Genomic DNA, 14154 nt, shown 5'->3' with positions numbered 1-14154 from the left:
CTAGCCAGGAGACCACATCTTCAACCTGGGAAAAGCGGAGCCCCCATGTCGTCCACTCGCTGCAAAATCCCTGCGCTAGGTATATTGATCGCTTCTCTTGGACTGGGTGGCTGTGCCGCGACCACTACCGCGTACGCCCCAGCACGCTCCCTGGCCGACTCGTCTGGGGCATCCACCACCTTCTGGCGCCAGGACGGTTATCAAGGGCTTTACGAGCTCGTCGGTGATTTCTCGCACAACGAGTTGTTCGTCGCGGCGAGTCCCTCCTTCGACGAGCACAGTAGCGGGGTAATCTATCGACTGGACCCGGGCACGCTCGCTGCGGTGCAAACGATCCAGCTCCTCGAACGGCCATTCGCCTTGGCCCTTAATGCCCGTACTCGCACCCTTTATGCCGGTCTCACCCTGGATGGCAGCCTGGCTGAACTCGACGCTGACAGCGGCCAGGTCAGGCGTATCCTCAAGCTCGCGCAGCCCGAGCGCGATGCTGATGGCGTGGTCGCTACACCGCATACCCGCAAGGTGGTAGTGGACGAGGCCAGTGGGCTGATTTTCATCAGCAGTCCAGGCGAACGGGGCCGGGTCTGGATCGTCGATGGCAAGACCTTCACCCTCAAGCATACGGTGATGACGGGGCTGTGGACGGCAGGGCTGGCGTACGACGCTGCCAGCGGATTGCTCTATGCCAGCCAGGGAGGGCGCGACGAGCTGGTGGCCATCGATCCGGCTAGCGGTCAGATCCGCACGCGCTATCGCACTGGAGACACCAACAGCGATGAACCCAAGGCGTCCCGTCACTTCCTGCTCAACATGGCGATGGACGCCAAGGCACACCGGCTCTACATGACCGATTCCAATAGCGGTGACATCCTGACCTTCGACCTGGCCAGCGGTCGCTTTGGCGCGCCCATCGCCACCGGGGTCAAGGGACTGCTGGACATCAAGGTGCTGCCCACGACCGGTCGCTTGGTCGCCACCTACCGTGGCAGTGGTCACGGCGAGCCCCGCGGCTCGGGCGGAGTCCTGGTATACGATCTCGCCAGTCAGCGGCTGCTGCGCAACGTTTCCCTGCCGGTGCACCCCAACAGCCTAGCCGTTGCCCCTGACGAGAAAGCCGTCTACCTGACGGTGAAGGCACCCCTCGATCGCAAGCATGAACTATGGCGGGAGAATGGAAGCGATGGAGTGGTGCGGTTGGGGCTTTGAGGCATTGAGTTGCCTCCGGCAGCTAGGTGAGACCTGCTGAGGCCGAAGGGGCCGCCGTCGTACTCAGCGACGGCAGCCTGTTACGTTGAGACGATCTTGTGTTATCCAGCTCCAGGGAAGGTATGCCGTTGACAAGGAGTTCCTATACTCATCGAGCCCATGATGGCTGGCAAAGAGGGCTAGGCGAGTGCTTGGCGGTTTGTAGGGGAAGCCAATAGGGCCTTCCCCTGACAATCACCAGTTGTAGGTCAGGTCGGTGGTTATGGTCCGACCTTGGCCATAGTAACAGTCCCATATCCCGGCACATCGGCTTACGTATTTTTCGTCCGTAAGATTCTGTAGATTCATCTGAAGCTTAAGGCCCTTAAATCGCAATGGCGACTTTTCGAAATCGTAAGATAGCTTGCCGTCATACAATACGTAGGAGGGGATGGTGAAGTGGTCATCTGCAGTATCGGTACCGTCGCTGCCGCGAACGTATCGCACCCCTATGCCTAGGCCAAGACCAGCTGAAGCAGTCTGTCCTTCCACCAAGTAGTCAATCCAGACGGCGGCAGTTAGCGGCGGAGTTCCGGCAGGATGTCGCCCTTTTCGGCCATCGTTGTCTTTGGTGTATTCGATATTGTTTTGTGAGAACGAAGCGATGACATCTAGGTTGCTGGAAAGACCTGCTTTAGCTTCCAGTTCAAATCCGGTAGAGCGCATCGCTGCGGACTGGTTGTAGAAGTTAGGATTTTCCAGATTCGTGGTGAGGACGTTCTTCTGATCGATCTGGTAAACGGAGGCCTGGATGAAGCTGTCCTGTCCTGCTGGCTGGTATTTTACGCCTAATTCATATTGCCTTCCGGTAGTAGGCCTGAACGCTTTCGAGTTCTCGTCGACGTTGTAACCACTCACAGGTTGGAATGATTCGGCATAACTCGCATATGGCGTTACCCCACTTGCAAACTCATAGCCGAAGCCGGCGCGCCCGCTGAACTTTTCGTCTTTTGCGTTAGCATTTCCAGCGGTTTCCTTGCTATCGGTTTCCGCCCAGTCGTAGCGTCCGCCAAGCGTCAAAAACCAGCGGTTCCATTTTATTTGATCCTGTACGTAAATTCCGGTCTGGAAGATGGTTCGGTCCCACCGGTAGGGATTGCCGAAACTAAAAGACTCACCATAGGCTGGCTTATAAAGGTCGATAATGGGTGATGACGATTCGTATGAATAGAGGCCAAGGAAATTCGATTTGGAACGGTAATAATCAAGGCCGATAAGCGCAGTGTGTTCGATGTCAGAGGTGTTGAAGTTGACTTGCAAGATATTGTCTAGGCCGAATACCTTGTTGGTTTGGGACCAGTCAACGCCGAAGCGAGTAGTATAGCGCTGGTCTTCTATCCCAGTTGCCGGATTGGCCACGAAGCGGTAGCCGTGCAGAGGTGCTACATATCTGTCATCCACATAAGCATAGCGGGCGTTTTGTTTGAAAGTCCAAGTGTCATTGATGACGTGGTTTATCTCGTAACCCAAAACGAACTGGTCGCGGTCGTAGGAGTTTAAATCCGGTTCGCCAATGAATCTATTCCGTTTGATTCGTCCGTTGGTTGTATTAAAAACCGTTCCATAGGCAGGCAGTCCCTGAGCTTCAGGTACATCGTTATCTTTTTGGTACTGACCGTATAGCGTCACGCTGGTCTGATCATTGGGGTTCCAAGCGAGGCTCGGGGCTAGCATGAAGCGTTTTTGTTCGGCGTAATCAATCTCAGAGTTAATATCGCGACCTACCCCGGTGATCCGATAGAGATAGTTGTCTTGGTCATCGAGTGCTCCGGCTGCGTCGAAGGCGCCATAACGACGGTCTTGGCTACCACCGCCTAATACCACCTCGCGGATCGGCTCTGCGGTGGGACGCTTGGATACCAAATTCACCAAACCACCGGGCTGATTCTGTCCGAATAGAACGGATGCAGGTCCCTTCAGTACTTCAACACGCTCCAGGGTATAGGGATCGATCTGTAGAGCTCCACCCGTGCTACCCCCACCATAGGGCAGGTGCAGGCCATCTAGATAAAGGGGAGCTGGACTGAAGCCCCTGGCCGTTGGTTCATCAAATACCTCAACCCGGTCTGCAAAGCCGCCACCTGTTATGCCCGGGGTGTACTTCAGGGCGTCGGTTACGGTTTGAGAGCCACGTGCTTTGATTTCATCTTGGGTAATGATGTTTACGGTCTGCGGGATTTCTTTCAGAGGTGTATCTGTCTTGGTGCCGGTGCCACTCTGCTTCGCAACGTAGCCGTCTACCCGGCCCCAGGCAGATTCACTACCAGTGATGGTTATGCCACCTAAGTCCACCGGTCCTGAATTGTGATCGATGGCCACCAGCACATATCCCTCGTTGCCACCTTGAGCCTCAAGTCCGCTGCCTTTCAGTAGGCGTGCGAAAGCCTCCTCAAGGCTATAGCTACCCTGCAGAGCCGGCGCGCGGAGGTCGCGCACGCGGTTGGCGTCGAAGGTGAGGGCGATACCGGCCTGGCTGGCGAGGCGGTTGAGGGATTCGCCCAAGGGGCCTGCGGGCAGGTCGTAGCGCTGGACGTGGGTCTGGGCCTGGGCGGGTGGGAGGGTAAGGCCCAGGGCAAGGGGCAAGCCCAACTGCAGGGCGAAGGTCAGGGGGGCGAGGCGAGGGTGGAAGAGGCGCATGGACGTACCTGTCTGGTTGGCGTGTGCTAACCAGGACGGACGAGCCCGCCAAAGCGGAACCGCAGGCGGCATTATTTTTTCTGGGCGAGGGTGACGCGGGTCAGCCAGGGGCCGTAGTGCCTCACGTCCAGGGGAAAACTGCGCGCCAGCAAGGTCAGGGCTGCCTGGGGATCGTCCTGGGGCAGTACCGCGGAAACCTTGAAGTCGGCCAGGGCTTGGGCGTCGTAGCTTAGGTAGCCTGGTTGGGAGCGGGCAAGGGTGGCCAGCACCTCTGGTAACGGGCGGTCCCAGACCACCAGTTGCCGTCGCTGCCAGGCCTGCTCCAGCGGCGTGACATCCAGGTTCTGGGGCGAACTCGGTCCTTGGGCGTCGAGGCGCAGGCGCTGTCCGGCGGCCAGGGTGATGCGGGCGCCGGTAGCGGTGCTACGAATTTCGGTGCGGGACTCGAGCATGGTCACCCAGGTCGCCGAATCGCCTTGTTCGACGACGAAGCGCGTTCCCAGAGCGCGGATGCTCGCGTAAGACGTCTCGACGATGAAGGGCCTGTCACTGTCGTGGGCGACATCGACCAGGATGTCACCCTGGATGAGCCTTAGGCGGCGTTGCTGGGCGTCGAATTCCAGATCCACCGCCGACTGGGCGTCGAGGAGCAGGCGGCTACCGTCGGCCAGGCGGGTCTCGCGCCATTCGGCGGTACCGGTCTTGAGGTCGGCCATTAGATAGGCGGGGGGATTGGCCTGGAGCCAAAGGGTCGTGGGTAGCAACAGGCCCAGGGTGAGCGTCAGGGCGGTGAGGGCGCGACCTCGACCGCTGTGCTCAGGCGCAAGACGTTGTACCGCGTTCAGGGCCGCCTGGGCCGGCATGGCGGCCAGGGGCTCGAGGCGTTGCAAGGTCTGCTGCAGGCTGTCGACCGCTGCCTGGTGGCGCGGATCCTCTGCACACCAGGCAGTGAAGGCCTGGTGGTATTCAGGGGCATCTTCCAGGCGCACGAGCCAGTCCGCCGCCTTGGCCAGAATGGCCGCTTCGTGGCGGCTCACGTCGCGTCACCCAGTTGCTGATGGCAGTGCAGCAAGGCCTGCACCAGGTATTTGCGCACCATGCGGGTCGAGACGCCGAGGCGGATGGCGATCTCCTCCTGGCCCAGCCCCTCCAGTTGCCGCAACAGGAAGGCCGTGCGCACCCGCGGCGCCAGGCTCCGCAAGGCCGCCGCGAGTTGCTCGAGCACCTGCAGGGCACTCGCCACCGCCTCGGCCGAGGGCATGGCGTCGCCGGCATCCACCTGGCGCTGCAATTCCTCCAGGTAGGCGCGTTCAAGGACTTCGCGGCGGGCACGGTCAACCAGCAGGCGGCGGGCGACGGTGCCCAGAAAGGAGCGCGGCTGCTGCAGTTCGAGTCGCTCGGGCGCGGAGAGGATGCGCAGGAAGGTGTCGTGGGTGACATCGGCCGCATGCTGTGGACAGCCGAGCCGCTTGCGCAACCAGCCACGCAACCAGCCCTGGTGTTCGCGGTAGAGGTGATCGATGAGCGCGCGGTCATCGCGGGAAGGAAGGACAGGCGGCTGACTGGTCATGACCGTTATTGTCATTGATAATTGTTATCAATAATACGAGCGAGGCTCTAGATCGGCAATCCTCAGTGAGTCTTTCCCGCCTCCCAGCCGCCTCCCAACGCCTTGAACAGCGCGACGCTGGCCTTGAGGCGCTGCAAACGCAGGGTGATGGCATCTTCCTGGGCCTGGTAGAGGCTACGCTGGGCGTCGAGCAGGGTCAGCAGGGTGTCGGCGCCGGCGCGGTAGCGGGTCTCGGCCAAGGCGAAGGCCTGCTGGGCCTGGTCCAGGGCTTGAGCCTGCCAGTGCAGTTGTCGATCCAGTCCGCTGCTGTCGTTGAGCGCCCGGTCTACGTCGGCGAAGGCGTCCAGCAGGGCCCTGCGGTAGTTTTCCAGCAGCTCCTGCTGACGTGCCTGGCTGGCCTGGTAGCCGGCCCGTAGGGCGCCGGCGTTGAAAATCGGTGCCAGGAGTGCGCCGCCCAGGTCGTAGTAGCGGTTGGAAACCAAGTCGGCCAGGTGGTCGGCGCCTACCGCCAGGTTGGCCTTGATGGTCAGCCGCGGCAACATCAGGCTCCGCGCTACCTGGACATCAGCCTGAGCCGCCGCGAGTCGGGCTTCGGCACGGGCCACATCGGGGCGGCGAGCGAGCAGGTCACTGGGCAAGCCCGCGCCCGTTTCCGGTACCCGCAGTTGGGCGAAGTCACCGGCGGCCAGGCGCAGCCGCTCCACCGGCTCGCCCAACAGGGTGGCCAGTGTCAGGCGGGTATTGGCAGCGTCTTGCCGCAGGCTTTCGAGTCGTTGGTGCTGGCGGGCGACCAGTCCGCGCTGCTGGGCCTCTTCCAAGGGGCTGGCGGCACCGGCGGCCTGGCGGGTGCTGACCAGCGCCAGTACCTGCTCGGCATTGTCCAGGTTGCGCTGGACGATGGCGGTACGCGCCTGGATCGCGCTGAGGTCGAGGTAGCTCGCGGCCACGGCAGTGACCAGGGTGAGCTCCAGGGTGTCACGGTCGAAGGCACTGGCTTGCCAGGTGGCCACGCCACTGCGCGCCCGGGCGGCTACCCCACCCCAGAAGTCCACCTCGTAGCTGGCTGCCAGACCGAGGCTGAAGACCTCCAGGCGGCGATCATCGCGGTAGGTATCGATACCGCTGTAGCCGGGGCCTTTGAGCAGTCGCTCGTGATTGCCGTTGAAGCCCGCCTGCAGGGTTGGCAAACGGTTGGCGGAGGCGACCTGGGCCTGGGCGCGTGCCTGCTCCACCCGAGCAAGGGCGGCGCCGAGATCGGGGCTGTTGCGTCGGGCTTGCTCGATCAGGGACGCTAGCGCAGGATCGGCGAAATCCTGCCACCAGGTGTCCAAGCGCTCGCGTAGTGGCTGGGCGCCTGCCTGCCACTGGATGGGGGCTTCTGTGGCAGGGGGCAGGGGGGACTGTGGATGGGCGCAGGCGGTCAGCAGCAGACACAGCGGTAGGTAGCGCGGCAGGAGGGAATTCATTAGCTGGCCAGGGCAATGACGGGATCCAGGCGGGCCGCCTGGCGGGCCGGCATGAAGCCGAACAGCACCCCGGTGAGCAGGGCGCAGCCAAAGGCACCGAGTACCGCAGGAAGGGTGAAGACCAACGCCACGCCGGCCAGATGTAGCGCAGCCCCTACGGCCAGGGCCAATGCCAGGCCAATGAGGCCGCCGACCAGGGCCAGCAGCCCGGCCTCGGTGAGGAATTGCCGGAGAATGTCGCGCTGGCGGGCGCCCACGGCGACGCGAATGCCGATCTCGCGGGTTCGCTCGCGGACCGTCATCAACATCACGTTCATCACCCCGATGCCACCCACCAGCAGAGAGATGGCGGCGATGGCGCCCAGCATCAGCGAGAGGGTGCCCTGGGTGCGCGCCTCGGCCTGGATCATGGCGGCGTCATTGGTGAGTTCGAAATCCGGGCGGCCATTGTGCAGACGCAGCATCAGCCGCTCGATGGCGGCGCCGGCGCGCTGGACCTGGCTACCATCGCTGGCGGCGATGATCACGTATTCCGGCTCGTGGCGGCCGAACAGGCGGATACTGGCGGCAGAGTAGGGGATGGCGATGCGGTCATCGGCATTCTGGTCGCCGGAGCTGGCGCCCTTGGCGGCCAGTACCCCGACCACCCGGAAGGGCACGTTCTCGATGAGGATCTGCTGGCCGATGGGATCGCGCTCCTCGAACAGGGTGCGGCGCACCCGCTCGCCGATCACCGCGACGGTGGCGGCCTGGGCTTCGTCGGCCTGGCTGAAGTAGCTGCCGCGCACCACCGGCCAATTGAGGATCTTGGGAAAGTCCGGGTTGTTGCCACCCACATAGGCCTGCATATCCCTGTTGCCATGGCGCACGATGAGTTCTGCGCCATTCACCGGCATGATCCGGCGGACCTGGGGCAGGGTCGCCAGAGCAGCCACGTCATCCAGGGTCACTACGCCCTCGGGTGCCCGGGGCGCGGGTGAGCGACCGCCCAGGTAGATGATGTTGGAGCCGAAGGCGCCCATCTGCGCCATCACGCGGCGCTTGCTGCCTTCGCCCACGGCCAGCATCACCACCACCGAGGCTACACCGATGACGATACCGAGCAGGGTCAGCACGGTCCGTACCCGATTGCTCCAGAGGGTGCGCCAGGCACCCCGCAGGGCTTCGAGCCCTTCGGCGACCAGCAGGCCGCGGGGTGTTTCCTGGCGGCGGGAAGGGTCCAGGGCCAGGTGTCCGGATTGGCCGGCCGGTCGCAACCGACGATCCGCGACGATTTCGCCGTCGCTGATCTCTATCACTCGGGCGGCACGCTCGGCGACCTGGCGGTCGTGGGTGATGAGGATGATGACGTGGCCTTCCGCGGCCAGTTCGTCGAGCAGGGCCATGACCTGCTGGCCGCTATGGCTGTCGAGTGCCCCGGTGGGTTCGTCGGCGAGGATGATGTGGCCGCCGTTCATCAGCGCGCGGGCAATGGATACCCGTTGTTGCTGGCCGCCGGACAATTGATGAGGGCGGTTGGCGGTACGCTCCGCCAGGCCCAGGCGTTCCAGCAGGGCGTTGGCGCGGCGACTACGCTGGCTGGCCGAGGTGCCGGCATAGAGTGCAGGTAGCTCGACGTTTTCCTGGGCCGAGGCCGCGGGAATCAGGTGGTAGCCCTGGAAGACGAAGCCGAAGGCCTCGCGGCGCAGCCACGCCAGGGCATCGCGGTCCAGGGCCGAGACGTCCTGACCGGCGAAACGGTAGTGGCCGCTGCTGGGGCGGTCCAGGCAGCCCAGAATGTTCATCAGGGTCGACTTGCCTGATCCGGAGGCCCCGACAATGGCGACGAATTCGCCCGCGTCGATGCGCAGGGAGATCCCTTTGAGCACCTCGATGCGTGGCGTCTCGCCGCCGCCATAAGCCTTGTGCACCGTGTCCAGTTCGATCAGGGGCGCGCCGGTCATGGCGTTGTCTCCTGGGGAGGATCCACCAGGACTCGCTCGCCCTCGACCAGACCGTTGCGGATCTGGATGCGTTGGCGATCGCTCAGGCCGACTTCCAGCTGCCGCGCTTTGGGCTTGCCATCGGTATCGAGGACCCAGGCCAGGCGTCCACCGCGACCGTCGTCCTGGACGGCGGCAACGGGAAGGCTCGGTACCGCCGTGGCCTGATCGACCACGAAGGAGACCTGGGCGGTCATGTCGGCCATCAGGGCGCGATCCTCGTTGTCGACATCGATCAGCACCGTATAGAGCACCACCCGGTGCTGGCCACCCTGGCCGCCAACCGGACTGCCGCCACCCTGGTTACTCTGCTCTAGCGGCCGTGGCGGGACGGGCAGGATCTGCCGCACCTTGCCCTGCCAGCGGCGCGGATCGCCGCTGAGCAGGGTGAACCAGGTGGTCATGCCGGGCTTGATGCGGGAGATATCGGCTTCCGAGACCTGGGCCCAGAGCGTCATTGGCGAGAGGCGGGCGATTCGCAGGATCAGCGGGGTCTGCTGCTGGGCGTTGAGGGTCTGCCCCTCGCGGGCATCCACGGCCACCACGGTGCCACTCAGGGGCGCATAGATGCGGGTGTAGCCGAGTTCCGCCTCATCGCGACGCAGCCCGGCGCGGGCCTGGCGAATCTGGGCCTCCAGGCCGCGTACCCGGGCGGCGCTGGCGTCCAGCTGTGCCTTGGCACCCTGCACGTCCTCCTCTCGCGTAGCATTGCCGCGAGCGAGTGCCAACTGGCGACGGTGCTGCTGGCTGGCCAAGGTTTGCAAGGCGCGCTGCTCGGCGAGTTGCGCCTGCAGGGCATCGATCTGGGCGTGGCCTGCCTCGACGCGGGCGCGCTGGGTGGCCGGGTCGATTTCCACCAGCAGCTGACCGGCTTCCACTTCGCTGCCCGGTTCGACATGCAGACGCAGGATCTGCCCGGAGGCCTGGGCACCGACGTCGACATAGCGCCTGGGCTGCAGGGTGCCCAGGGCGGTTACCTGGCTCTGGATATCGGCCCGGCTGACCAGGACCGTCGGGCCGTGCTGATCACTGCGTGGCAGCAGCGCCCAGGCGGCCAGGGCGCACAGGGTGAGGGCCGCAGCCAGGGCCAAGGCGGCAAGGGGATGGCGAGAGGGCGTCATGGGAATCTTGAGGGTACCTGGAAGGCTATCCCCCTAGACGAGCGGCGCGGCGACGGATTTAGGGGCCTTTGGCTGCTGACGCGCGCCGGGCGATCTTCAGCCGGCCGTCGGCTTCCGCCTGTATCGTCACCGGCAGGATCTGCGGCAGTCCCTTGACCAGTGCCGGTAGATTGCCGGTACCGAACACCCCGCCGACGCGCAACTGGCCGGTGGTGGCATCCGCCAGTACCAGGGGGCGCTCCAGGTAGGGATTGATCAGGGGCAGTGCCTCGGCCAGCGTCAGGTCGTTGAGCACCAGCCGCCCACTGCGCCAGGCCAGGGCGGTATCCAGGTCTACCGCGCCGACCTCGGGTTTTGCCACGCCCGCCCGATAGCGGGCCTGGGTGCCGGGGGTGAGGATGGCATCTTCGCCATTGGCACCGCTGGCCACCTTCACCGAGCCTTCCGCCACCGTCACCCGGACCTCGTCGCCCAGCTCGCGGACGCTGAAGCGGGTACCGGTCACGGTGACTGTCACCTGGCCGGCGTTCACTTGGAAAGGCTGTTCCCGGTCATGGCTGGCGTGGAAATAGGCGCTGCCTTGGCTCAGCCAGAGTTGGCGACGGTCCTTGAAGTTGGCGAAGCTCAGGGTGGAGCGCTGGTCGAGTTCGAGCTCGCTGCCATCGGGCAAGGTCAGCCGACGCAACTCGTGTTCGGCCTGATAACGGTGATAGTCATTGGGTAGCCAGCCCAGTTCCCAACCGCTCCAGCCAGCGAGGGAGGTCCCCAGGATCACCAGGGCTACCGCCGCCAGCGGACTGCGCCTGCGTCGCCGGGTGCGCCGCGTGGCCGGGCTGGCCTGCGCCGGAATCAGCCCGCTGAGCTGCCAGGTGCGCTCCACCCGCTGATATTCCTGGCGGTGCCGCGGATCCAGGGCGAGCCAGTGCTCGAAGGCCGCACGGTCCTTGGCGGTGCAGTCGGTGTCGTGGAGGCGAATGCACCAGTCGACGGCGGCGTCCGCGATGTCTTGCTCGGAAGGTCCGGCGGGAGGCGTCATGGTCGGAAAGGTCGGGTAGGCGAGGAAAGGGGGCAAGGCTAACCGGTTTCAGGGGGAAACCGTAAAGGCCTTGGGGCTATTTTTCAGCTTCTTTACACCAGAGCTGCGCTAGAGACGCTAACCGCCTGGGCTAGTTTAAATTTTTCTGCCAAACGCTCGTTTGCTCTGCATCAAGTCGAGCTTTGCAGGTATCGCCTCCGTGCGTTTTTCATTCCGCTACTTCCCGTTGGCCGCATTGCTGGGCTTCGGATCTTTCACCGCGCTGGCCGCGGCGGACCCGGGTGTGGAGATCCGCTGGACCCAGTACGGCATCCCGCACATCCGGGCGACGGACGAGCGCGGTCTCGGCTTCGGTATCGGCTATGCCTACGCCCGCGACAACGCCTGCCTGCTCCTGGAGGAAGCCATGACCGCCCAGGGCGAGCGCTCGCGCTATCTAGGCGAGCAGGGGGCCAATTCGGCCGGGCTGCCCAATCTCGCGTCCGACGTGCTCTTCACCTGGGTCAACAGCGAGGACCGGGTGCGACAGTTCGACCAGGCGCAACCCGCTTCCCTGATCGCCCGCCTCGATGGCTATGTCGCCGGTTTCAATCGCTATGTGCAGGCGCCTACCAGCCCGCTGGGCTGTACCGACCAGCCTTGGGTACGACCGCTGGTGCGCGCGGATCTGCTCCGGTTGACGCGGCGCCTACTGGTGGAGGGCGGGCTCGGCCAGTTCGGCGAGGCCTTCACCATGGCGACCGTGCCGCTCGAAGCAACGGGGCCAGCGGAGAAGGCCGTGGCCGATCTGCAGGCCGGCTCTCGTCGATTGCGCCAGGAGCGCGGTAGCAACGCGGTCGCCGTTGGTAGCGACCGCGCTGCCGGGGCACGCAGCCTGTTGTTGGCCAATCCGCATTTTCCCTGGCAAGGCGCATTACGTTTCTATCAACTGCACCTGACCCTGCCGGGCCAGCTCGATGTCATGGGTGCCGCGCTGCCAGGTTTGCCGCTGGTGAACATCGGTTTCAACCGGCACCTGGCCTGGACCCACACCGTGGATACTTCCGCGCATTTCACCCTCTATCGGCTCGCCCTGGATCCCCTACGGCCCCGACACTATCGGGTCGACGATCAGTCGCTACCCCTGCGCGAGGACAGGGTGAAGGTTGCGATACGAGACCCCAGTGGCCAGATCAGGACCCTCGAGCGCACCGTCTGGGTCTCGCGCTTCGGTCCGCTGATCCGGGTGCCAGGGCAGTTGCAGGAGACCGCCACCCAGGCCTGGGCGTTGCGCGACGCCAACCTGGACAACACCCGGGTGCTCGCCCAGTGGGATGCCATCAACCGCGCCGATAGCACCGCCGCCCTGACCCGGGCGGTCGCCACCCGCCAGGGCATTCCCTGGGTCAATACCCTGGCTGCGGACGACCGTGGCCAGGTCACCTACCTCGATCTATCGGTGGTGCCCTATCTGGATGCCGCACAGCTGCAGACCTGCCTGCTGCCCGAGCTGGCGGCCCATGGCCTGCCGGGCCTGCGCGGTGATCTCGCGGCCTGTGCCTGGCGCGGCGATCCGCAGGCGCGTCAACCAGGTATCGTCCCGGCGGCCTTGCAACCGCAGTTGTCCGGCACCGGCGTCCTGCAGAACAGTAATGACAGTGCCTGGTTGACCGACCCGGCCCGACCGTTGGAAGGTTTCTCGCCGCTGGTGAGTCGCGCGGGTGAACCTCTCGGCGGTCGCACGCGCTATGCGCTGTCGCGGCTGGTTGCCATGCCTCGGATCAGCGCCAATGACCTGCGCCAATTGGTGACGGCCAATAGCGTGGCCAGCCGTGACTGGGTGCTGCCGGATCTACTGGTCTATTGTGCCCGGCCCACTCGCGTGCCGGCGGTACGGACCGCCTGCCAGGAGCTGGCCGATTGGGACGGTACCGCAAATGTCGCGGCCGGACCGGGGCTGCAGGTCTTCGCCGGCGTCATGCGGCGGCTGACCGCGGATGCCAGCCTGTGGCGGCGTCCCTTCGATCCCGCCGATCCGCTGCACACGCCCGCCGGGATAGCGCTCGACCGCGCGGGGGCTGACGAGCGCCTGGCGCGCTGGCTGACGGAGGCACTCGCTGAACGGACGTCCCGGCTCTGGGGAGAGGTGCAACGCAGCGCTGGTATCGCCATTCCCGGAGGCGATGGTCAGTTGGGCATCTACAACGCCATCCAGAGCGAGGCGCGGGGCGATCATCGCGAAGTGGTGTCGGGCAGCAGCTATATCCAGCTGGTGCGTTTCACCGCGGATGGCCCCCAGGCGCGGGGTCTGCTGGCCTTTTCCCAGTCGAGCGATCCGCGCTCGGCGCACTTCCGCGACCAGACGCTGCTGTTTTCCCGCCAGGCCTGGCCAGAGCTGCCGTTCACCGAGCGCCAGATCCAGGCCGATCCCCAGCTTCAGTTTCTTCGTCTCCAGCCTTGATCAAGGATTACCCCATGCTGCTCCGTATCCTCAGCCTTGCCTCCCTAGCCACCTTCGCTCTGGGCGCCCAGGCGGCCTCTTGCGAGGCGACGATAGACGGCACCGACATGATGACCTACAGCGTCCAGACGCTCGAGGCTGGTCGCAGCTGCCAGACCTTCACGCTGCACCTGACCCACTCGGGCAACATGCCCAAGAGCGTGATGGGGCATAACTGGGTGCTGGCCAAGGCCAGTGATGCCGAGGCCATCGATGCGGACGGTGGCAGCGCCGGGTTCGACCAGGACTACCTCAAACCCAAGGATTCACGCGTCATCGCCCATACCCGGCTGATAGGGGGTGGCGAAGCCGACAGCGTGACCTTCTCCCTGGGCGCCTTGAAGAGCGACGAGGCCTACGAATTCTTCTGCAGCTTCCCCGGGCATCGCACCCTGATGAAGGGGGTCTTCAAGATCGTCGGCTGAGCATTACCCTGGAGCGCTTCTACTCGTGGCACAGCTTCTGCGCCAGGCGGACCTGTAGCTCCTGAAGCCTTGGCCGACCCTGGGGAGTGACTAGCCTGCCGTCGGTTGAGGCCAGTGCATCCGTTCTGCAACGAACACGATGGCAAGCATTTGGTAGATTGGACTCACCCGTGGCAACAGGACATTTCGTCCG

General features: G+C 64.4%; 10 protein-coding genes. 3 read left to right on the top strand and 7 right to left on the bottom strand.

All coding sequences use genetic code 11. The features are described 5' to 3' along the window. Positions 1 to 45: 45 nt before the first annotated feature. Complete coding sequence (locus ACYJP6_RS12685) at positions 46 to 1206, top strand: YncE family protein (protein ID WP_459475332.1); 1161 nt, start codon at positions 46 to 48, stop codon at positions 1204 to 1206. 234 nt (positions 1207 to 1440) lie between these two features. Here the strand turns inward: ACYJP6_RS12685 and ACYJP6_RS12680 are convergent, their stop codons facing one another. The 7 genes from ACYJP6_RS12680 to ACYJP6_RS12650 all read right to left on the bottom strand — a co-directional run bounded on the left by ACYJP6_RS12680 (position 1441) and on the right by ACYJP6_RS12650 (position 11057). Further along, complete coding sequence (locus tag ACYJP6_RS12680; protein ID WP_459475331.1) at positions 1441 to 3882, bottom strand: TonB-dependent siderophore receptor; 2442 nt, start codon at positions 3880 to 3882, stop codon at positions 1441 to 1443. 71 nt (positions 3883 to 3953) lie between these two features. Next, positions 3954 to 4919, bottom strand: coding sequence for a FecR family protein (locus tag ACYJP6_RS12675; RefSeq protein WP_459475330.1), 966 nt, complete (start codon positions 4917 to 4919; stop codon positions 3954 to 3956). After that, positions 4916 to 5452 carry a sigma-70 family RNA polymerase sigma factor gene (locus ACYJP6_RS12670; protein WP_459475329.1) on the bottom strand — a complete coding sequence of 179 codons (537 nt, stop codon included), beginning with the start codon at positions 5450 to 5452 and terminating at the stop codon, positions 4916 to 4918. The genes ACYJP6_RS12675 and ACYJP6_RS12670 overlap by 4 nt, the downstream gene beginning before the upstream one ends. 62 nt (positions 5453 to 5514) lie before the next feature. Beyond that, positions 5515 to 6918: an efflux transporter outer membrane subunit gene (locus tag ACYJP6_RS12665; protein WP_459475328.1), complete on the bottom strand. Its 1404-nt coding sequence runs from the start codon at positions 6916 to 6918 to the stop codon at positions 5515 to 5517. Beyond that, positions 6918 to 8861, bottom strand: coding sequence for a MacB family efflux pump subunit (locus ACYJP6_RS12660; protein ID WP_459475327.1), 1944 nt, complete (start codon positions 8859 to 8861; stop codon positions 6918 to 6920). Before ACYJP6_RS12660 ends, ACYJP6_RS12665 begins: the two co-directional genes overlap by 1 nt. After that, complete coding sequence (locus ACYJP6_RS12655; RefSeq protein ID WP_459475325.1) at positions 8858 to 10021, bottom strand: efflux RND transporter periplasmic adaptor subunit; 1164 nt, start codon at positions 10019 to 10021, stop codon at positions 8858 to 8860. The genes ACYJP6_RS12660 and ACYJP6_RS12655 overlap by 4 nt, the downstream gene beginning before the upstream one ends. Positions 10022 to 10079: 58 nt before the next feature. Beyond that, entirely contained in the window at positions 10080 to 11057 is a 978-nt protein-coding gene (locus tag ACYJP6_RS12650; protein ID WP_459475324.1) for a FecR family protein, read from the bottom strand. Between the two features lie 199 nt (positions 11058 to 11256). Here ACYJP6_RS12650 and pvdQ point away from each other — a divergent pair, with 199 nt between their 5' ends. Both pvdQ and azu read left to right on the top strand, forming a co-directional pair. Next, positions 11257 to 13497 carry a bifunctional acylase PvdQ gene (pvdQ, locus tag ACYJP6_RS12645; RefSeq protein WP_459475323.1) on the top strand — a complete coding sequence of 747 codons (2241 nt, stop codon included), beginning with the start codon at positions 11257 to 11259 and terminating at the stop codon, positions 13495 to 13497. A gap of 14 nt (positions 13498 to 13511) precedes the next feature. After that, positions 13512 to 13961 carry an azurin gene (azu, locus tag ACYJP6_RS12640; RefSeq protein WP_459475322.1) on the top strand — a complete coding sequence of 150 codons (450 nt, stop codon included), beginning with the start codon at positions 13512 to 13514 and terminating at the stop codon, positions 13959 to 13961. Positions 13962 to 14154 lie beyond the last annotated feature (193 nt).

Source organism: Pseudomonas sp. No.117 (genome assembly GCF_054558395.1).
The sequence above is the reverse complement of the archived record's forward strand: the minus strand, read 5'-3'. Positions and strand labels throughout refer to the sequence as shown.